This window comes from Halomicrococcus pelagicus (assembly GCF_051917725.1).
Lineage (GTDB): Archaea > Halobacteriota > Halobacteria > Halobacteriales > Haladaptataceae > Halomicrococcus.
This window is the reverse complement of record NZ_JBQBLX010000001.1, coordinates 237585-257710: the sequence shown is the minus strand read 5'-3', so window position 1 is coordinate 257710 and position 20126 is coordinate 237585. Positions and strand designations below refer to the sequence as shown.

Below are 20126 nucleotides of genomic sequence, written 5' to 3'. Positions count from 1 at the left end.
AGTGTAGCGTCTCTCGACCGCCTCAGCGCACCGCTGCGCGGAGTACGTGCAGGATAACAAAGTGCCGTCCCGGGGTAGGCCGACGGGAGTTGAACGACATGGCTCCCGGACGTACGACGGACCAGCACGGCGCGAGGACGCTGCATCGAGCGAGGACGAGGCGTCGGTGGGGGGGACCATGAGTCACGACGCGGCCGACTCCGGGGTGAAACGGTTCGGCGCGCTCGCGGCGTTCCCCCTGGACCTGGCCGCGCTGGTCGCCTTCGTCGGCGTCGTCAACTTCGCGCTCTCCCAACCGCTCGTCCGTGGAACGCCGCTGGCCGTCGCGCTCGGGCTGCCGCTCGTCTTCTTCGCGCCGGGGTACGCCGTTCTCGCCGCGCTGTTTCCCGGGTCCAGTCCGGGGAAGGTCGACGGCTGGGTGCGGACGGTCGCCGGGCGACGGGAACAGGGAATCACCACAGGCGAGCGGCTCGCGCTCGCCTTCGGGACGAGCGTCGCGTTGCTCCCGCCGCTGTGGGTCGCGCTCTCGCTCGCCGGCGTCGACTTTACCCCGCTGACGGTGTTGGCGGCGGTCAGCGGTCTCACGTTCGTCGGCGTCGTCGGCGGTGCGGTGCGGCGGGCGCGCATCCCCCCGGGCGACCGGTACGACGTACCGCTGCGCTCGCTGGCGGGGCGATTCCGCGAGAGCGTCACCGACAACGAGGACGACGTCGACGCGGCGCTGAACGTCGCGCTCGCGCTGGCGATCGTGGCCGCGACCGCGAGCATCGGCTTCGCCGTCGCAGTCCCGACCGACGGCGAGCGGTTCTCGCACCTCTCGCTGCTCACGCGCGGGGAAGACGGCGACCTCGTCGAGGCGGGCTACCCCGAGAACGTCACGGCGGGCGAGGACGAGCACCTCACGGTCGCCGTCGAGAACCACGAGGGACGCACCGTCGAGTACACGCTCGTCGTCGAACTCCAGCGCGTCGAGGAGGCCGCGGGCGGGGGCGGACGCGTGGTCGAACAGACGGAACTCCGGCGCACGCAGCACAGCGTCGCGGCCGGGAAGACGTGGCGGACCCGGGACCACATCGAGCCGACGATGACGGGCGAGGACCTGCGACTGACGTACCTCCTCTACGAGGGCGAACCGCCCGCGGACCCGTCGAAGAGCAACGCCGACCAGCACGCCCACATCTGGATCAACGTGACCGCGGCGTCCGGAGGAGAGCAGTGACCGCGACCTTCGAGACGGAGGTGAGGTGACGATGTGGCCCTGGGAACACCTCGCCGTCGGCTATCTCTGTTACTCGGCGTACAGCCACCTGGTGGCGCGCCACTCCCCCCGGAGCGACGCGGTCGTCGTCCTCGTGGTCGCCACGCAACTGCCCGACCTCGTCGACAAGCCCCTGGCGTGGTCGCTGTCGGTGCTGCCGAGCGGGCACTCGCTGGCGCACTCCCTGCTGACGGCCGCGCCGCTGTCGGCGTTCGCCCTCGCGCTGGCGGCCCGCGCGAACCGCGCCGACGTCGGCGTGGCGTTCGCGGTCGGCTACTGCTCCCACCTCGTGGGCGACGTAGTCTACCCGGCACTGCTCGGCCGACCGCCGAACGTCGCCTTCCTCCTCTGGCCGGTCGTCCCCGCGCCGCCCGAGACGGAGAGTCCCGGACTGCTCGCGCAGTTCTCGCGGTACTTCGGCGACTACCTCGCGCGTCTCGGGGAGTCCGGGCTGTCGGGCTACGTCGCGCTCGAACTGGCGCTGCTGGGCGCAGTCTTTCTCCTCTGGCTCTACGACGGAATGCCGGGACTCCCGGGACGGGCGCGCGTCACTCGGCGCTGACACACCGTTACCGGCCGAGCCTGGTCCCGGAGTCGCGACGGGCGTCCCGGCTACCTTCGTCGACCTCGCCGCAGTTCCGATACGCGACGACCGACGAGCTATCGTCGTCGAAGAGAATCGACGCTGCGCTCGAAAAAATCGGGACCGTCAGCGGAACCGCTTGTACACGTCCGAGAGGAGGTTCATCATCCGGGTGCCGCGCTCGACGCTGTAGTAGCGCACGAGTTCGGGCGCGAACTTCGCCTTGTAGCTGCAGAGGCGCTGTTCGTTCGCGCCGACGAGGTCGTACCGGGCGATGCCGTCGTCCATCGCGTCGGTCATGATGGCCCAGTCGACGAGGTCGTTGACGGGGACGTCGGCGTCGTGCTTCGCGCCGCCCTGCCAGCGGTAGACGCGTTCGTCGTCGGCCAGCGCGACCATCCCGCCCGCGAACTCGCCGTCGACCTCGCAGACGTAGGGCCGGACCGCGCCCTCGGGGAGGCGGTCGCGGAGCGCGACGACGAACTCCGCATCGAGGGTGTACGGCTCGCCCTGTTCCTCGTGGCGGGCCTCGACCTGCCCGACGATGCGCCGGATGGCGTCGGCACCGCCGACGCGGATCTCGTAGCGGTCGTCGTCGGTGCGGACGTTGCTCCGGGCGTCGCTGCTGAAACTCGCGAGCAGGTCGTCCTCGCTCCGCGTCAGGTCCACCTCGTAGGTGTGGCGGGGCTGGACCTGGAACTCGTTCCACTCGAAGGGGCGCACGTCCTCGTATCGCCCGCCCGTGCGGACGTGGACGTACTTCGGGTTGCACTCCCGGTCGAGCCAGTCGAGGCAGCCGTCGACGAACCGGCGGTGGCGGCGTTCGGCCTTCCGGCGCTTCAGCTTCTCCATGTTCAGCAGGGCGGGACCGAGGTGGGGAACCCAGAGGTTCGGCGGCGGCGAGAACGCGGTCGCCACGCCGCCCCTGGTGATGGTGAAGGCGGGGAAGAGCCCCACCGGCTCCTGTCCCTTGAACCCCACGAGAGGGTGGAGGTCGGCGCCCGTGTGGTCGGCCTGGACGCGGAGGGCGTCCAGGCGGTGGAACAGGTCGCCCTGGGGCGACCGCTCCACGAGGTCGTTCCAGCGGCCGAGGAGGTCCTCGTCCGCGCGCTCTACTCTGATTCCGTTCCGTTCGATGGTGACGCTCATCTATTCTATGTACCCGAGGTCGGCGAGCCGCGCTTCCACGTCGCCGTCGTCGGTCGCGACCGTCTCGCCCGCGTCGTACGCGGGGTAACTCTGCTCGCCCGCCGGTTCGACGACCGGCAGCGTCTCGCCGTCCATCCGGTCGCTCGCGGGCGCGTCGAGCGTGGCCAGCACGGTCGGAGCCACGTCGAACAGGTGGGCGTCCGAGAGGTCGGCGTCGGGGTCGACGCCCGCGCCGGCCGCCGCGACGATGCCGTCGCGCTTGTGGTTCCACGGCTCTCGGGGCTGGCCGAACTGGGTGCCCCGGAGTTGTGCGGAGAGGAACTGGTCGAAGTCGGTGGGGACGGTGACCACGTCCGGGGCATTGTCGACGTGCGGTCCGTCGAAGAACGCCTCGCGGGTCGCGACCGTCTCGAAGACCCGGTTCCCGCTGGGCGTGCGAACGCCCTCCAGCGCGTCGACGAGGTCGGACCGCACCGATCGGTAGCGCTCGGGGGAGACGACGCCGTCCGGTTCGCGCCCCCGGAGGTTGATGCGGACGCCGCACTCGATGCGGTCGCGGACGTACGCCTTCGACGAGGGGAAGTCCACGCGCTCGGTGGCGGCCCGGACCAGGTTCTCGGGGACGCGTTCGGCGACGAACTCGTCGAGGCCGGCGCGTTCCAGCGCCGCCCCGATGCGCTGGCTGGTGATGCCGACCTTCGCGCTCACGGCCAGTCCGCGCTCCAGCAGACCGTGGCCGCGGTCGTTCCCGGCGTCGCCCTGCTGGAGTTCGTCGCTGGCGATGGTCGACCACGAGGGCATCCCGTCGCCGCCCCGCGCCGTCTCGACGTACCCCTGCTCGCGCAGGAAGTCGTTGACCCGGAACTCGTACCCCGAGTACGGCCCGATGCCGTGGTCGCTGGCGACGAGGACGGTGTCGGGGTCGCAGTCGTCCAGAATCGCCCCCACCTGCTCGTCGACCGCCTCGTACACCGCTCGAACCTTCGCGTCGTCGTCCGGATACTCGTGGAACACGGTGTCCGTCTGCTGGAACTGGACGAACCCGAACGACGGCTCGAACCGGGAAACGAGGTAGCGGAAGGCCTCGCCGCGCATCCCGACCAGTCGCCGGTACCACGCGACCGCCTCGTCTTCGTCCACGTTTCGCGGTGCGTACACCCGGTAGTCGCCGATGGCGTCGCGCACCTCGTCGAGGACGCCCTCGGGGTAGCAGGTGGGGTCCTCCGGCGCGGTGTAGCCCGGGACGAGCGCGCCGTCGAACGCCCGTGGCGGATTGGTCACGGGCACGTTGACGACGACGCTCGAGTGGCCGCAGCGGTCCAGCAGTTCCCAGAGGGCGTGCTCGCGGACGCAGGTCGCGTTGACCACGTCCCAGTCGTACCCGTCGAAGTCCAGAAACCCGAAGACCCCGTGCTTGCCGGGATTGACGCCGGTGTACAGCGAGGGCCACGCGCTCGGCGTCCACGGCGGGACCTGGGACTCCAGTGGGGCGGCGGTGCCGTCGTCGAAGATCGACTGCAGGTTCGGGAGAGCGCCGTCCTCGAAGAGCGGGTCGAGGACGGACCGACAGCCGGCGTCGATGCCGACTAACAGCGTCTGCAACGGTTGGCTGTCCATCCTGTCCGTTCAGACCCCGGCTTCAGCCTTTGTTATGCACTCGCTGGAATTCCGGTAGAGAAGTCGTACTGTCGCGCCGCCGTCGTCGATATCCGGCGCCGGTCGCGGACGTCGTCGCGTCTGGCGGCGCCGTTCGTCCGTGCGTCGGCGCGGAGCGTTCGGGTCGTTTCCGCGCGCCCGGTCCGGCCCCGGTGCAGCGGTCGCGCGACGCGGGGACCGTCGCCAGTTCGGAACGCCGGGCGTCACGTCTCCGCAGGGAGGTCGGTGACGCGGACGACCACGGCGTCGCGGTTCCGGTAGACGATGCGATAGCGGTCCGAGGCGGCGAGCGACGGACGCATCCCGGGCGACTGCTCGTGCATCCGGTACAGCGAGGAGTACTGCCCGCGGGGCAGGTAGAGATAGTCGGGGGAGAGTCCGCGCTCGGCCAGCGTCGCCGTCAGGCAGTCGGCGTCGCGACAGTCCGTCAGCGCCTGCTTCGTCTGCAGGTGGCGCTGCTGGGTCGCCCGTCCCTCCCACTCGGTCCCGCGGTAGCTCACCAGCGACGTCCGCTCGGCGAACAGCGGGAACCACTCGCCGACGTCGCCGACGACCACGAACGAGGCCTCCGGCGGCGTCTCGGACTGGACCCACCGCATCGCCTCGAGGTCGCCGTCGTCGAGGTACGACTGGGTCGCGGTGGCGTCGTCGACGCCCGGATAGTTCGCGACGTGCATCGCGCCGGTTCCCGCGCCGTACAGGCAGAGCAGGGCGACGACGACCGTGGGGGCGCTGACCGGAAGCGAGCGCGTCCGGGTCGTGGCGACGCTCGCAGCGCCCCAGAGACCGACGGCGGCGACCATCGCGCCGACGAGCATCGTCACCCGGCCGGGGAAGACGAGGAGGGAGACGGCGAGCCAGCCCGGCAGGAGAAACTTCCTGCGAGCGAGCAGGTAACAACCGCCGAGCAGCACGAGCAGGTGCCAGAGCGAGGGAAACGGGAGGTTGGGCGTGTACCAGAACAGGAGGGGGCCGAGCGGTTCGAGACCGAGCCCGCCGTGGGTTCCGCTCGCGCGCGCGAATACAGAAGTACCGTGACGCGCGAGGACCGTCGCCCACCAGGGACTCGTCAGCACGAACCCGCCAACCGCGACGGTGGCACCGAACGCGAGGCCTCGTCGGGTGCGGTCCAGGACGGCGTAGAGGAAGAGGTAGCTGAACGCGAAGGAAGCGGCGTTGACGGGATGGGTCAGCAACAGGACGGCGAAGCAGGCGACGCCGGCGTAGAGCCAGCGCCGACGGTGAGTCCTGAAGAGGCGGACCCCCGCGTACAGTCCCGCCGTGAGGACGGTGAAGGCGGGTGCGCGGACCACGCCGCCTGCGGTGAGATGCATCGTCGTGATGGTCGGACTGGTGGCGACGACGGCGGCGGCGACGCTCGCCCGGCGGCGCGTCCCCAGCAGCTCGTACGCCAGGAAGTACGCGGCGACGACGTACCCCAGCGCGAACAGTCCGGGGAGTACGCGAACGAGCGTGAGGTAGTCGAGGCCGGTCAGATCCAGTAGCGCGGCCAGACCGTAGAACCCCAGCGGCGGATAGGCGAACGGAATCCCGCCGGACGTGTAGTGGGGGACGCGCGCGGGGAGCCGGTACCCGTTCGCGAGTATCGCCTCGGCCATCGCACCGTACAGTCCCGCACCGTACCCCGGAAGCGGATGGGTGAGGAGGTAGGCGAGATACACGGAGAGAGCTGCCGCGACGGGTGGTAAGAGGGCGGCTGCGTGTCGCTTTCGTTCGGACGCTGCTGTACTCTCGACGGTCGCGTTGCGAAGTTTCTGGGCGACGCTCATCGGTTGTCTCCTCGAAACGGGCCGCTAACGTTCGAAACCACCCGTGTCCGTTTTGTTATGGGCTCCTTGTCGCCGGGAGAGCCCCCAGCAGGAGCATCTTCACTTGTACCGGCTGGTGCTCAGCGTTCAGCCGTCCGGTAACGATGTCCTACCGGGGGTGTCTTCGATTCGGCCGGTAGCTTTAAAATTCGTAATCCGGCGTTGGGCAGTAATCGTCATCTACTTAAACTAGTAAGGTAGCATTGAAGCTGCATGGCACGCGACGAAACGACACGCGAGCGAACGGAAAGCGAACGCGGAAACGAAACGAATCGCAACCCGAGCGAGCGATCCGAGAACACCGTCAGCAGGCGGTCCTACCTCCGTCTTGCGGGCGCAGCGACGGCGGCCGCGGTGGGAGCGAACGTGACGACCGGGCTGTCGAACGCGGGCCAGTACGAGACGATTACCGTCCCCGCCGGCGAGACGAAGGCCATCACGGTCGGCGACGGCGAGACGTTCGAGAACAAACTCATCGACCAGAGCGCCGAGGGGGCTGCGGCGAAGATCGACGCCTCCGGTTCCGACTGGACCATCCGCAACGTCGGGTTCAAGGGCAAGTGCGGCGCGAGCTCCTTCGGCTTCTTCAGCCTCATCCCGAGCGTCTCGTCCGGCGGCAAGGCCGTCGTCGAGAACGTCTACATGGGCGACGGCGTGGAGACGAACAGCGCGAACGAGGCCGAACCTGGTGCGGTCTGGGTGAACGCCAACACGCCCCACGAGGGCGAACTGACCTTCCGGCACTGCAACATCCAGAAGTACGCGAACAACGGACTGTACGCCAGCGGACCGGGCGCGAAACACGGCGCTGGCGCCGGCGGTCCCGTGAAGGTCGAGAGCTGTTACTGTGCGAGCAACGACATCGCCAACGTTCGCCTCGGGACGCCGGGGTCGTACGTGAAAGACAGCGTCATCGAGAACAACGGTGCCGCCATCCACCACTCCAACGGTCCGAACAAGCGCGGAATCTGGGGCTGGTACGTCCCGATTACCGTGAAGAACTGCGACGTTAACGTCACCGAGTACGAGGCCGTCAACGGAGGTTTCCACGGCGGGAAGGTCGCCGTGAAGAACTCCGAGGTGAAGGGACCGACCAGCGGTAGCGTTTCGACGACAGGCGTCAGTAGCAACCCCAAGACGAAGATTCCGAAGAAGGTCCCCCAGAGCGCCGAGCAGGCGGCGAACGGGAAGTAATCCCCCGTTTCTCGACGAAACGCGAGCATAACGAGCCTATCCTTCTTTCCCGTTTTTATTTAAATCGACCCGTTAGCATTGAGTGGGAATCGGTATCTTCTTGAATCAGTAACGTAGCATTGAAGCCGCATGGCACGCGACGAAACGGTACGCGATTCGAAACGAGACCGTCTCATCGACCGCCGTTCGTATCTGAAGCTCGCCGGTGCGACGGCGGTCTCGGCCGCGGCGGCTGGCGCCGCGACGGCGGCGAACTACGACACCATCACCGTCCCCGCGGGCGAGACGAAGACCATCGACGTGGGCGACGGCGAGACGTTCGAGAACAAACTCATCGACATGACCGCCGACGGCGCGTCGGCCCTCGTCACCACCAGCGGGTCGAACTGGACCATCCGCAACGTCGGGTTCAAGGGCACGCACCCGGGTGGCCACTACCTCATGACGCCCGGCGTCGCCGCCGCGGAGGGCACCGGCCTGATCGAGAACGTCTACATGGGCGACGGCCAGGTCGCACGCAGCGGCTCTGGCGGCATCTGGGTGGACGCCAACCTGCCGCACCAGGGCACCATCACGTTCCGTAACGTCCACGTCGCCGGGTTCATCGACAACGGTCTGTACGGCTCCGGTCCCGGCGCGCAGGGACACGGCGGCAACCTCCACGTCGAGTCGTCGTACTTCGCGGCGAACACCATCTCGAACGTCCGCCTGAACGCGAAAGAACGACCCTGCAACGTGACCGACACCGTGGTCGACGCGACCGGCAACGACCCCTGCGGCGAGGGTTGCTCCGCGCCAGGTTCGACGACCACCCGCGCCATCTGGTCGTGGTACGGCGAAACTCACCTCCGGAACTGCGACGTCGTCGGCTCCGTCGCCACCGCGAAGGGCGGCTCGGTGACCAAGACGAACACCCGGACGGGCGACGACGCGGACCTCACACCGCCGAAGGGCGTCCCGATGTCGGCGAAAGCGGCCGCCAGCGGTAGCGGAACCGGTGGCAACTCCGGCAAGCGGTCGTCCGGAAACGGGTCCGGCAAGCAGTCCGCCGACGGCTCCTCGTCCGGCAACGCCGCGCAGGCGACCGTACGGAGGGTAGCGAACGGGCGTGGACTACCGAACGTCATCAGCATCGCCAGCTCCGACGCCGGAACCACGACGAACTACGAGCTGACCGTCTCGGGCAAGCTCCGCAAGAGCACGGACCGGAGCGCGACGAAAGACGCCGAGGACGACGTCGAGAACGGGACGGCGACCGGAGCAGTCGCCGGCGGCACCGACAGCTACCGCTTCGGCGGCGCGGTCACGAACCTCGACATCGACGGGAGGGCGACCGTCTTCATCGACGGCGAGCAGGTCGCGTCCGGCGAGGCCGGACTGCCGAACGCACTCGTCGTCGACGGCTCGGGGTCGCCGAACGCGGTCAGCGAGTACTCGTTCGACGTGAGCGGCAAGGTGCGGGGGAGCGGCGACTCCGGTCGCATCGAGGCCCACGACACCGTCGAGAGCAAGCGCGTGAGCGGACGCATCGTCGACGCGAAGGACGGCTACCGCTTCTCCGGTCGGCTCACTCGCTTCCAAGTCGACGGACCCGCGACCGTCACGCTCGAACCGGGTGAGAACTGAGATGGTCTACGAGTCCTCACCCGGTCGGAACGCCTCCAGGAACGACTGGCGGCGGGTGCCGGACGACCCCGACCTCGAACGCGACCTCGACTACGAACTCGACGACTGGGAGGTCGTCCGGACGCGCGATAGCGGACCGGACAGGCTGATGTTCCTCCCGGCCGACGAGGAGATGCTGCGCGACGAGGCGTTCGTCCTCGCCGACGACGACGCGGTCTGCAACCTCGAACACCAGCTGTAGACCCACTCGGTCCCGCTTCGCTTCGGCCCCACCGCCTCTCCTCTCGACCGCGTCGACCCGCGATTCAGCGGTCTCCCGCGAACGACGACCTGCGCGACGTTACCGCCGCGCCACGGACGACGACTCGTCACTGACTGTCAGCCCGCCGGAGTTCGGGTGGCGTCTCCTGGCCGGCCCCGTGACGGTAGTAGAGATACTGGAAGAGCGCCGACGCGCCGTACACGACGAGGACGATGGCCGTCGCCGTCAGCCCCGACAGCGTCGAGAAGGGGTACACCTCGAGCCAGACGCCAGCGACGAGCGCGATGCTCGCCAGCGAGAGCGCCAGGTAGTATCGGTCCCAGGGGAGTTCCCGCCTGGAGACGTCGCCGAGGTAGGTGTCGAGCTCTCTGGCACGTCTGGACAGGGTGATCTCGCCGCTGTCCTCGTCGTAGTCGACGATGTCGGCGTCGTCGAGCTTCGGTAGATGCGTCTGGTACAGCGAGATGTACACTCGCTTGCGCTGTTCGGTCGTCAGCTCGCCGGGCGTGGTGTCGTTCTCCCACGCGGCGACCTGCTCCGTCAGGTCCGATAGCTCGGCCGACCCTCCTTCGCGCCGAAGGTAGTAGAGCGCGTATCGCCGCCTGGGACTCTTGAGAACTTCGAATACCTGGTCCTGCGAGAGCCCGGAACTAGCCATTGCACCGAGACTGTCGCTCTATCATCGGAAACAGTACACCCCCGTTCCGGATCGTGACCACCCTGTAGTCACGGGTTCCACCACCGCATACACCGTCTGTCGCGGTTTCCCTACTTTGTTACCAAGGTACTGTCGGTCGGTAGCCCGGACGTGTGCCGCGTACGCCCGTCTCGGCGCGGTCGATAAACCGGACCAAACCGCCCCGCTCGACGTTAGTCCGCTCGCTCCCTGTCGGTACGTGGCCCGTACGTACGCGTCAGCCGACCGCTCGCGGGCGATACGCCTCGCGTACGCTCACCGGTTCGACGCCGCACGCCGAGGTTACTCCAGTCGTCGGCTCGGTTCGGTCTTCGTCGGCTGACCCCGCCGATTCGCACGACGTCTCCGGCGCTAGTTTTGCGCTACCGCCGGACAGGCAGCGTATAACAAAGAGGACAGGTAGGCATGGGGAGGGTAACGGCCGCCCGTCGCCCCACGGCGACGGATTCGGGCCGAACGACCAGCATCCATGAACCAACGATTCCCTGTCACACCCCGCGAGCAGCACACACGACGAGGTGATCGCCCGTGAGCGAACGCCGGGACGAGAACCACGACGTCCACCCCGAGGCGACGGTCGGACACTCCTACGCCGACGATTCCGAGCCGCCCGTCATCGGCGACGGTGCGACCATCCGGTCGGGAACGGTCATCTACGACGACGTGGCAATCGGCGACGGCTTCACGACCGGGCACGGTGCCCTGGTGCGCGAGAAGACGGTCGTCGGCGACGACGTCGTCGTCGGAACGAACACCGTCGTCGACGGACACTGTCGTATCGGTTCGCACGTGAGCATGCAGACGAACGTCTACGTCCCGACGAACACCACCATCGGCGACCAGGTGTTCCTCGGCCCCTGCGCCGTCCTGACGAACGACGCCTACCCCATCCGACAGGAGTCGGAGATGGAGGGACCGACGCTCGAAGACCACGTCTCGGTCGGCGCGAACGCCACGCTCCTGCCCGACGTCACGGTCGGCGAGGGGTCGTTCGTGGCCGCCGGTGCGGTGGTCACCAGCGACGTACCGTCCGAGACGCTGGCGGTCGGCGCGCCGGCCGAACACCGACCGCTCCCCGACTCCCTTCAGGGGGGGAACGAGATTTGATTCCCGTCGCGGACCCACAGATCGGCGACGCCGAGCGCGAGCGCGTCGTCGACGTCCTCGACAGCGGGTACCTCGCCGACGGTCCGGAGGTCCGGGCGTTCGAGGCGGCGTTCGCCGACTACTGCGGAACCGACCACGCCGTCGCGACGAACAACGGGACGACGGCGCTGCACGCCGCGTTCGAGGCGCTGGGAATCGGCGAGGGCGACACGGTCGTCACCTCGCCGTTCTCGTTCGTCGCCAGCGCGAACGCCGTCCGACTGGCGGGGGCCGACCCCGTCTTCGCGGACGTCGACGAGGAGACGTTCACGCTCGACCCCGAGTCGGTCGAGGCGGCCGTCCGCGAGCACGACGCCGACGCCGTGCTCGTCGTCCACCTCTACGGCCTCCCGGCGGAGATGGACCGGCTCGCCGAGGTGGCCGACGCCCACGACGTCGCGCTGGTCGAGGACGCCGCCCAGGCCCACGGCGCGGAGTACGACGGTCGGCGCGTCGGCTCGTTCGGCGACGCCGCCTGCTTCTCCTTCTACCCGACGAAGAACGTGACGACGGGCGAGGGCGGGATGGTGACGACCGACCGTCCCGAGGTAGCCGACCGCGCGGCGAGCTTCGTCAACCACGGCCGGCCGACGGGCGACGACCACTCGTCGTACGACCACGTCCGTCTCGGGCACAACTTCCGGATGACCTCCGTCGCGGCCGCCATCGGCCTGGCACAGCTGGAGCGTCTCCCGGAGTTCAACGAGGCGCGGCGCGCGAACGCCGCCTACCTCACGGACCGCCTGGAGCGGTCGTCGGTGACGACGCCGGTCGAACCCGACGGTCGCCGACACGTCTACCACCAGTACACGGTGCGGACCGACGACCGCGCGGCGCTCCGGGACCACCTCGAGGACGAGGGCGTCGCCACGGGCGTCTACTACCCGACGCCCATCCACGAACAGCCGGCGTACAGTCACGTCGACGCCGAGGCCCCCGTCGCGGAGCGACTCGCCGACGAGGTGCTGTCGCTTCCGGTCCATCCGGGGCTGGACGGCGACGACGTGCGGACCATCGCGGGGGCAGTCAAGGACTATGAGTGAGCCAGTGAACGCGGCGGTCTTCGGCGTCGGAAGCATGGGCCGCCACCACGCCCGGGTGTACAGCGAACTGCCGAACGTGAACCTCGTCGGCGTCCACGACGCGGACGAGGAGACGGCGAAGTCCGTCGCGCGCGACCACGGGACGCGAGCGGTCGGGATGGACGCGGCGCTCCTGGAGGCGGACGTCGCCTCCGTCGCCGTCCCGACGGAGTACCACTACGCCGTCACCCGTGACTGCATCGACCACGGCGTCGACGCGCTCGTCGAGAAGCCGTTCGTCGCCGACCCCGCGGAGGGGAAGGAACTGCTCGCCGAGGCCAGCGCCGCGGACGTGACGCTGCAGGTCGGCCACATCGAGCGGTTCAACCCGGCGGTCCGGACGCTCTCCGAGATCGTCTCCGGCCTCGACATCATCGCGGTCGACGCCCGGCGACTCGGACCGCCGCCGGAGGGACGCTCGGTCGACGACAGCGCCGTGATGGACCTGATGATACACGACATCGACGTGCTGCTGTCGCTCGTGGACGACGACGTCGAGTCCGTGGCGGCGCTGGGCGCGCGCGACAACCGCTACGCGAGCGCGAACATCGAGTTCGAGAGCGGCGTCGTCGCCGGCCTCACGGCGAGCAGGGTCACCCAGGAGAAGGTGCGGACCCTCTCCATCACGGCGGCCGACTGCCGGGTGAACGTCGACTACACCGACCAGACGGTCGAGATACACCGCCACTCGACGCCGGAGTACATCGAGGAGAACGGCGACCTGCGCTACCGCCACGAGAGCATCGTCGAGCGGCCGACGGTCGAGACGGGCGAACCGCTGAAGAACGAACTCCGCTCGTTCGTGCGCGCGGCGACGACGGACGGAACGCCGGTCGTGACGGGAGAGGACGGCCTCCGGGTGGTCGAACTCGCCCGGCGCGTCGACGGCCTGGCGGCGAGCGGCGAGCGAGTCGCGGCCGAGACGGAGGTGCGCCCCCGGTGAGCCTGCGGGAACTGCAGACGCTCTACGGCAGCGACGCCTCGCCCGCCGAGCAGCGCGGCGCGTTCCGCACCGGCGAGATTCCGGTGGCCGTCTACGGCCTCGGCAAGATGGGACTACCGCTCGCTGCGGTGTACGCGGAGACCTGCGGTAACGTCGTCGGGGCGGACGTCGACCCGGACGTCGTCGAGAGCGTGAACCGCGGCGACTGCCACGTCGACCGCGAACCCGGCCTCGACGACCTCGTCGCGGAGACCGTCGAGTCCGGCGCGCTCCGCGCGACCGAATCGCCGGCCGAGGCCGCCCGCGACGCGTCGGTCCACGTCGTCGTCGTGCCGACGCCCATCACCGACGACCGCGAACCCGACCTCGCCATCCTCCGGGCCGTCGCCGAGGACGTCGCGGCCGGACTGGAGCAGGGCGACCTCGTCGTCGTCGAGTGCACCGTGCCGCCGGGCACGGCGCGCGAGGGCCTGCTTCCCCTCCTCGTCGAGGAGAGCCACCTCGACCGCGGGGAGTTCGGCCTCGCGGTCTGCCCGGAGCGGACGTCGAGCGGGCGCGCACTGAAGGACATCCGGGGGGCGTACCCGAAGGTCGTCGGCGGCGTCGACGACGAGAGCGGGCGCGTCGCGGCGCTCGTCTACGGCGAACTGACCAGCAACGAGGTCATCGAGGTCCCCTCCGCGACCGCGGCGGAGGCCGTGAAGGTGTTCGAGGGCGTCTACCGCGACGTGAACATCGCGCTGGCGAACGAACTCGCCACGCTCGCCGACGCGATGGACGTGAACGTCAACGCCGCCATCGAAACGGCGAACACGCAGCCGTTCTGCGACATCCACCGACCGGGGCCCGGCGTCGGCGGTCACTGTATCCCCTACTACCCCTACTTCATAATGGCGCAGTTCGACCGCGAGACGCCACTGCTCCGGACCGCCCGCTCGGTCAACGACGCGATGCCGGCGTTCACGGTCGAGAAGCTCGCCGAGGAGATGGCGGCCGAAGACCGGGAGCTTCCGGGGGCGACCGTCGCCGTCCTCGGACTGACCTACCGGCCGGGCGTCGAGGAGACGCGAGCGACGCCGGCCCGCCCCATCTGTGCGGACCTCGCGGAGCGCGGCGCCGACGTGCTGGCGGTCGACCCGATGCTCGCCGACGCCGGCGGGTTCGACGCGACGATGGTCGGCCTGCCGGAACTGCACGAGCGCGACCTGGACGCCGCGGTGCTCGTGACGGCCCACGAGGAGTTCGAGGGCGTCGACTGGACCGCCTTCGACCCGATGGTCGTCGTGGACGGGCGGCAGGCCCTGGACCTCGGAGCGACCGACCACCGCGTCTACACCATCGGAGGGCAGTGATGTACGAGGACAAGACGGTCGCCGTCGTCGTTCCGGCGTACAACGAGGAGGCGTTCGTCGGCGGGGTCATCGACACGGTACCCGACTTCGTCGACCGCGTCTACGCCGTCGACGACTGCTCGACCGACGACACGTGGGCGGAGATAACGGCTCGCGCGGACGACGACCGCGAACGGGTCGGCGCACTCGTGGACGGAGCGGGCGAGGTGGACGTCGCGGACGACGCGGACGGACGACAGGTGGAGTCCGACGGCGGCGTGGCGAACGGTCCCCGCGTCGTCCCGATCCGCCACCGCCGGAACCGCGGCGTCGGCGCGGCCATCAAGACGGGCTACTGCGCCGCTCGCGACGACGGGATGGACGTGACGGCGGTGATGGCCGGCGACGGCCAGATGGACCCCGCGATGCTGGAACGGGTCGTCGAACCCGTGGTGGACGGTCGGGCCGACTACGCGAAGGGCGACCGGCTCTCGTACCCCGAGTACCGGGGCGAGATGTCGGGGTGGCGCTCGTTCGGCAACTGGCTGCTCACCTACCTGACGAAGGTCGCTAGCGGCTACTGGGGAGTGGTCGACCCGCAGAACGGCTACACCGCCATCTCGCTGCGGGCGCTCGAGGCCGTCGACGTCGAGGACGTGTACGACGACTACGGCTTCGCCAACGCCCTGCTCGTTCGCCTGAACGTCGCCGGTATGCGCGTCGCGGACGTGGCGATGCCGGCGGTGTACGGCGACGAGGAGAGCCACATCCGGTACGCGACGTTCGTTCCGAAGCTCTCGGCGTTGCTGGCACACAACTTCCTGTGGCGGCTGAAGACGAAGTATCTCGTACGGGACTGCCACCCGCTCGCGTTCCTGTACGGTCTGGGGGCGGTGGGAACCGGGGCCGGGCTGGTCGCAGCCCTGCGACGGGGCGGGGATAGCGAGGGAGCCAGCGACGACGGCAACGACGGGACGAGCGACGCGGCGACCCGGACGCTGGTCGGCCTGCTGACGCTCGCGCTGGCGACGATATTCGACCGACTGGACGACGAGGACCTCCACGTCCGGGAGGAACCATGAAGGTGCTCACCGTCGTCGGGGCGCGTCCGCAGTTCGTCAAGGCCGCGGTCGTCTCCCGCGAACTGCGCCGCGACCACGAGGAGACGCTGGTCCACACCGGCCAGCACTACGACGAGTCGCTGTCGGACGTGTTCTTCGAAGAGCTCGCCATCCCGCGACCGGACGAGAACCTCGGCGTCGGGTCGGACACGCACGGCCGCCAGACCGCTCGGATGCTCGAGGGGCTGGCGGCGACCGTGGAGGCGGAAGCGCCCGACGTCGTGCTCGTCTACGGCGACACCAACTCGACGCTGGCGGCCGCCATCGCCGCGTCGAAGCTCGACCCGGCGCTGGCGCACGTCGAGGCCGGGATGCGCTCCGGCAGCGACATGCCGGAGGAGACGAACCGCGTCCTCACCGACCACGCCGCCGACCTCTGCTTCGCACCCTCGCGGGAGGCGGCGTCGAACCTCCGCGACGAGGGCATCACGGCGGGCGTCCACGTCACCGGCGACGTGGGGTACGACGCCCTGCTGTGGGCGCGAGAGCGCGCCGACCGCTCCGTGCTCGGCGACTTCGGCGTCACGGACCGCGAGTTCGTGCTCGCGACGGTCCACCGGGAGGCCAACGCCGACGACCCGGACCGCCTCGCGGCCATCGTCGACGCGCTGGCGGACGACCCCCGGCCGGTCGTCCTCCCGGCTCACCCGCGGACGACCGACCGCCTCCGGGAGTTCGGTCACTACGAGCGGGCCGCCCGCGAACTGACGCTCGTCGACCCCGTGGGTTACCGGCGGTTCGTCGCCCTGCTCGACGCGGCCACGGTCGTCGCCACCGACTCCGGTGGCGTCCAGAAGGAGGCGTTCTTCCTCGACACGCCCTGTGTCACCCTCCGCGAGGAGACCGAGTGGGTGGAGACCGTCGAGAGCGGGTGGAACGTGCTCGCCGGGGCCGACGCCGACCGAATCCGGGCCGCGCTCGCGGACGCCACCGCGCCCGACGAGAAGCCACAGCCGTACGGCGACGGCCACGCCGCAGAGCGCATCGTCGAGATACTGGAAACCTCCGTCGAGAAGTCTGAGGTACGCGACCGTGTCCGCTGATATCCTCCCCGACCACGAGTTCGCGCTGTGTCTCACGCACGACGTCGACCGGCCGTACAAGGGCCTGCAGGCGCCGTACTACGCGCTCGCCGACCGGGACCCGAGCCACCTCGCCGCGCTCGCGCCCGGCAACAACCCCTGGTGGCAGTTCGAGACGGTGAAGACGCTCGAGGACGACCTCGGCGTCCGGTCGGCGTTCTACGTGCTCCAGGAGGAGTCCATCCTCGCGAAGTCCCCCGGGAAGTGGCTCCGGCCGCGCTACTGGATCGAACACTTCGGGCGCTACGACATCTTCGACGCGGACCTGCTCGAGGTCCTCCACGACCTCGACGACGGCGGGTGGGAGATCGGTCTCCACGGCTCCTACGACTCCGGCGACGACCGCCAGGCGCTGTGCGAGCAGAAGATAGCGCTGGAGGCCGCGCTGGGCCACGAGGTGCGCGGCGGTCGCCAGCACCACCTCCGCCTCGGCGACGAGACGTGGGAGCACTACGACGCCGTCGGTCTCGACTACGACACCAGCCTCGGATCCAGCAGCGAGTACGGCTTCCAGTACGGCTACCGTCCGAAGCGCCCGTTCGACGACGACTTCCTGGTCTTCCCGCTGACGGTGATGGACATCGCGCTCCCCGACCCCGACGCGGAGTTCGAGGCGGCCTGGCGCGAGTGCGAACGCCTGCTCGACGAGGCGGCCGCGAACGACGCCGTGATGACCGCGCTCTGGCATCCGCGGATGTTCGCCGACGAGTTCTCCGGCCACCGGCGACTCTACCGCCGCCTGGTGGAGGGAGCGCTGGACCGCGGCGCGTGGGTCGGTCCGCCGGCGGACCTCCACGACAGACTGGTGGAGACGCGCCACGAACCGGCCGGCGTCGCCAGCGTGAACGACCGGTAGTCGACCGTCGACGCCGTCTCCGTTCCCGGTTCGGTGGCGTAGCCGCCTCCTGAACTTCCGCTGAGACGCCCTTCTCTTCCGCAGGCGGGGGATAACAAAGTCGAAACCGGGGCTATCTGGAAACGAGACGACGAATGAGAGTCGAACGTCTGGACCTCGACGAATGGGCCGACGCGCTTCCGGCGGACGGATTCGAACCGTTCCACCTGCCGGCGGCGCTGTCGGCCATCGACAGCCACGCTGCCGGTGACCTGCGACTGTTCGGCGGTTTCAAGGGACAACAGGCCGTCGGCCTGCTCCCGCTCGTCGTTCGGGAACGGTCGCTCGGGACCGCCGTGCTCTCGCCGCCGCCCGGACTGGCGATACCCCGCCTCGGCCCCATCCTCATGCCGACGAGCCCCAAGCGACGCAAGCGTGAGAAAGTCAACCGCGAGTTCACCGAACGGGTGCTCGACCGCGTCGGAGCCGACCTCGCGCTCGACGAACGCCTCGCGAGCGCCGGCGTCGACGACGGCCTCGCGACGCGGGTCGGCGAGCGCGTCGACGACGGCCTCACCCTGTTCCGGATGCTCTGTGGCACGGCGTACGGGGACCCTCGACCGTACCTCTGGGACGACCTCCGGGTCGAACCGTACTTCACCTACCGGCTCGACCTGGCGGAGACGACCGCGGACGCCGTCCTGAAGTCGTTCAGCAAGAGCCTCCGCCGCGAGATACGGGACGCCCGCGACCTGGACGTGACCGTCGAACGCGAGGGGATCGACGGCGCGCAGGCGGTGTACGAACACACCGTCGCGCGCTACGACGAGCAGGACGAGCATCTGGGGCTTCCCTGGCCGTACGTCCGCGACCTCTGGCGCGGCCTCGACGACCGCGCCCGGACGTACGTCGCCCGGGACGGGGACGGCGAGTATCTCAGCGGCATCACCGCCCTCTACTCGAACGACGCGGCGTACTTCTGGCAGGGCGGCGCGCGCGCAGTCTACGAGGGGACGAGCGTCAACAGTCTCGTCCACTGGCGCATCGTGGAGGAGATACTCGACGACCCGCCGGTCGACTCCGTGACCGAGTACGACCTGATGGGGGCCAACACCGAACGGCTCTGTCGGTACAAGGCGAAGTTCGGCGCGGACCTCGTTCCCTACTACCTGGTGGAGTCGTCCGGCACGACCATGGCCGCCGCGAAGCGCGCCTACGAGTTCGTCCAGGGATGAGATACCTGTTCTTCACGAACACCCCAGCACACGTTCACCTCTATCGGCACGCGGTCGAGCGACTCCGCGACCGGGGCCACGACGTGCTCGTCCTCGGGCGCGACTACGGCTGTACCGCCGCCCTGCTCGACTACTACGACCTGCCCCACGAACTGTACGGAGCCTGCGACACGACGAAGTACTCGCTGCTCCGGGAGCTTCCGCAGCACTACCTCGCCATCTTCCGGCGGACGCTGCAGTACCGCCCCGACCTCGTCTTCGGCGTCGGGTCGTACGCCGCCCACGCCGGGGCCATATCGCGGACGCCCGTGGTCGTCGTCGCCGACTCCGAACCGACGACGCTCGACCACCTGGCCGCCCGGCCGTTCGTCGACACCTTCCTCACGCCGCACACGTTCGGGAAGGACCTCGGGACGAACCACTACGAGTTCCAGGGGTTCAAAGAGCTCGCGTACCTCCACCCGGCGGTGTACGACCCCGACCCGAGCATCCGCGAGGAGCTGGGGGTCGGGCCGGACGAGCGCTACGTCGTCCTGCGGTTCAACGCGTTCGGCTCCCACCACGACGTCGGGCAGTCGGGGTTCTCGCGGGACAAGCGCCGCCGGCTCGTCGCCGAACTCGCCGAGCGCGCGACCGTCTTCGTCTCCGACGAGGCGGACGGAACCGTCCCGGAGCGGGCGCGCGCCTTCGACCTCCACCCGGCCCGCCTCCACGACGCGCTGGCGGAGGCCAGCCTGCTCGTCGCCGACACGCAGACGATGGTGACCGAAGCCGCGCTGCTGGGGACGCCCGCCATCCGGTCGAACTCGTTCGTCGGCGACTCCGACATGGGAAACTTCCTCGAACTCGAACGCCAGGGGCTGATATACAACCGCCAAGCGTTCTCCGACGTGCTCGAACGCTCCGTCGAACTCGTCGAGGACGACACCGCGAAGGCGCGCTGGCGCGAGAAACGCGACGCCTACGTCGCCGACAAGGTGAATCTGACCGAGATAATCGTCGACGTGGCCGAGCACGCCGTCCCAACGCGCAGCGAGGAGACGGTCGACCGCGTGGCGTCGGTGTCGCGCCGGTAGTCCGCGGCGAGCACCGGACGG

At 69.4% G+C, this 20126-nt stretch carries 18 protein-coding genes; 14 read left to right on the top strand and 4 right to left on the bottom strand.

Annotated elements, in window-relative coordinates; translation table 11 throughout:
• Positions 1 to 178 precede the first annotated feature (178 nt).
• Together ACTF4R_RS01380 and ACTF4R_RS01375 are read left to right on the top strand one after the other, a co-directional pair.
• Positions 179 to 1219: a DUF1616 domain-containing protein gene (locus tag ACTF4R_RS01380; protein ID WP_440005662.1), complete on the top strand. Its 1041-nt coding sequence runs from the start codon at positions 179 to 181 to the stop codon at positions 1217 to 1219.
• Between the two features lie 31 nt (positions 1220 to 1250).
• Positions 1251 to 1820: a metal-dependent hydrolase gene (locus tag ACTF4R_RS01375; protein WP_440005661.1), complete on the top strand. Its 570-nt coding sequence runs from the start codon at positions 1251 to 1253 to the stop codon at positions 1818 to 1820.
• A 147-nt stretch (positions 1821 to 1967) separates the two neighbouring features.
• On the opposite strand, the gene ACTF4R_RS01370 is transcribed toward ACTF4R_RS01375, so the two are convergent.
• The 3 genes from ACTF4R_RS01370 to ACTF4R_RS01360 all read right to left on the bottom strand — a co-directional run bounded on the left by ACTF4R_RS01370 (position 1968) and on the right by ACTF4R_RS01360 (position 6436).
• Positions 1968 to 2990, bottom strand: coding sequence for a lipid II:glycine glycyltransferase FemX (locus ACTF4R_RS01370; RefSeq protein WP_440005659.1), 1023 nt, complete (start codon positions 2988 to 2990; stop codon positions 1968 to 1970).
• Complete coding sequence (locus tag ACTF4R_RS01365) at positions 2991 to 4607, bottom strand: alkaline phosphatase family protein (protein ID WP_440005657.1); 1617 nt, start codon at positions 4605 to 4607, stop codon at positions 2991 to 2993.
• A 242-nt stretch (positions 4608 to 4849) separates the two neighbouring features.
• Positions 4850 to 6436, bottom strand: coding sequence for an ArnT family glycosyltransferase (locus ACTF4R_RS01360; RefSeq protein WP_440005655.1), 1587 nt, complete (start codon positions 6434 to 6436; stop codon positions 4850 to 4852).
• Between the two features lie 252 nt (positions 6437 to 6688).
• On the opposite strand from ACTF4R_RS01360, the gene ACTF4R_RS01355 reads away from it, so the two are divergent.
• The 3 genes from ACTF4R_RS01355 to ACTF4R_RS01345 all read left to right on the top strand — a co-directional run bounded on the left by ACTF4R_RS01355 (position 6689) and on the right by ACTF4R_RS01345 (position 9536).
• On the top strand, positions 6689 to 7669 hold the full coding sequence (locus ACTF4R_RS01355) for a hypothetical protein (RefSeq protein ID WP_440005653.1): 981 nt from the start codon (positions 6689 to 6691) through the stop codon (positions 7667 to 7669).
• 129 nt (positions 7670 to 7798) lie between these two features.
• A complete protein-coding gene (locus ACTF4R_RS01350; protein WP_440005652.1) occupies positions 7799 to 9295 on the top strand; it encodes a hypothetical protein in 1497 nt (498 codons plus the stop codon).
• Position 9296: 1 nt separating this feature from the next.
• Positions 9297 to 9536 (top strand): hypothetical protein, encoded by a 240-nt coding sequence (locus ACTF4R_RS01345; protein ID WP_440005650.1) that lies wholly within the window; start codon positions 9297 to 9299, stop codon positions 9534 to 9536.
• Positions 9537 to 9663: 127 nt separating this feature from the next.
• Here ACTF4R_RS01345 and ACTF4R_RS01340 read toward each other — a convergent pair whose 3' ends face one another.
• A complete protein-coding gene (locus ACTF4R_RS01340) occupies positions 9664 to 10215 on the bottom strand; it encodes a DUF7344 domain-containing protein (protein ID WP_440005649.1) in 552 nt (183 codons plus the stop codon).
• Positions 10216 to 10782: 567 nt separating this feature from the next.
• On the opposite strand from ACTF4R_RS01340, the gene ACTF4R_RS01335 reads away from it, so the two are divergent.
• The 9 genes from ACTF4R_RS01335 (at position 10783) to ACTF4R_RS01295 (ending at position 20105) form a co-directional block, all read left to right on the top strand.
• Positions 10783 to 11361: an acyltransferase gene (locus ACTF4R_RS01335; RefSeq protein ID WP_440005647.1), complete on the top strand. Its 579-nt coding sequence runs from the start codon at positions 10783 to 10785 to the stop codon at positions 11359 to 11361.
• Positions 11358 to 12443, top strand: a complete 1086-nt coding sequence (locus tag ACTF4R_RS01330) for a DegT/DnrJ/EryC1/StrS family aminotransferase (RefSeq protein ID WP_440005645.1) — start codon at positions 11358 to 11360, stop codon at positions 12441 to 12443. The genes ACTF4R_RS01335 and ACTF4R_RS01330 overlap by 4 nt, the downstream gene beginning before the upstream one ends.
• The gene (locus tag ACTF4R_RS01325; RefSeq protein ID WP_440005643.1) at positions 12436 to 13425 is read left to right on the top strand and encodes a Gfo/Idh/MocA family oxidoreductase; all 990 of its coding nucleotides are present in this window, start codon (positions 12436 to 12438) and stop codon (positions 13423 to 13425) included. The genes ACTF4R_RS01330 and ACTF4R_RS01325 overlap by 8 nt, the downstream gene beginning before the upstream one ends.
• A complete protein-coding gene (locus ACTF4R_RS01320; protein WP_440005641.1) occupies positions 13422 to 14777 on the top strand; it encodes a nucleotide sugar dehydrogenase in 1356 nt (451 codons plus the stop codon). The genes ACTF4R_RS01325 and ACTF4R_RS01320 overlap by 4 nt, the downstream gene beginning before the upstream one ends.
• A complete protein-coding gene (locus ACTF4R_RS01315) occupies positions 14777 to 15838 on the top strand; it encodes a glycosyltransferase family 2 protein (protein WP_440005640.1) in 1062 nt (353 codons plus the stop codon). The genes ACTF4R_RS01320 and ACTF4R_RS01315 overlap by 1 nt, the downstream gene beginning before the upstream one ends.
• Entirely contained in the window at positions 15835 to 16920 is a 1086-nt protein-coding gene (gene wecB, locus ACTF4R_RS01310) for a non-hydrolyzing UDP-N-acetylglucosamine 2-epimerase (RefSeq protein ID WP_440005638.1), read from the top strand. Before ACTF4R_RS01315 ends, wecB begins: the two co-directional genes overlap by 4 nt.
• Positions 16910 to 17815 (top strand): polysaccharide deacetylase family protein, encoded by a 906-nt coding sequence (locus ACTF4R_RS01305; RefSeq protein WP_440005636.1) that lies wholly within the window; start codon positions 16910 to 16912, stop codon positions 17813 to 17815. Before wecB ends, ACTF4R_RS01305 begins: the two co-directional genes overlap by 11 nt.
• Positions 17816 to 17949: 134 nt before the next feature.
• The gene (locus tag ACTF4R_RS01300; protein ID WP_440005634.1) at positions 17950 to 19029 is read left to right on the top strand and encodes a GNAT family N-acetyltransferase; all 1080 of its coding nucleotides are present in this window, start codon (positions 17950 to 17952) and stop codon (positions 19027 to 19029) included.
• Positions 19026 to 20105 carry a DUF354 domain-containing protein gene (locus ACTF4R_RS01295; protein WP_440005632.1) on the top strand — a complete coding sequence of 360 codons (1080 nt, stop codon included), beginning with the start codon at positions 19026 to 19028 and terminating at the stop codon, positions 20103 to 20105. Before ACTF4R_RS01300 ends, ACTF4R_RS01295 begins: the two co-directional genes overlap by 4 nt.
• Positions 20106 to 20126 lie beyond the last annotated feature (21 nt).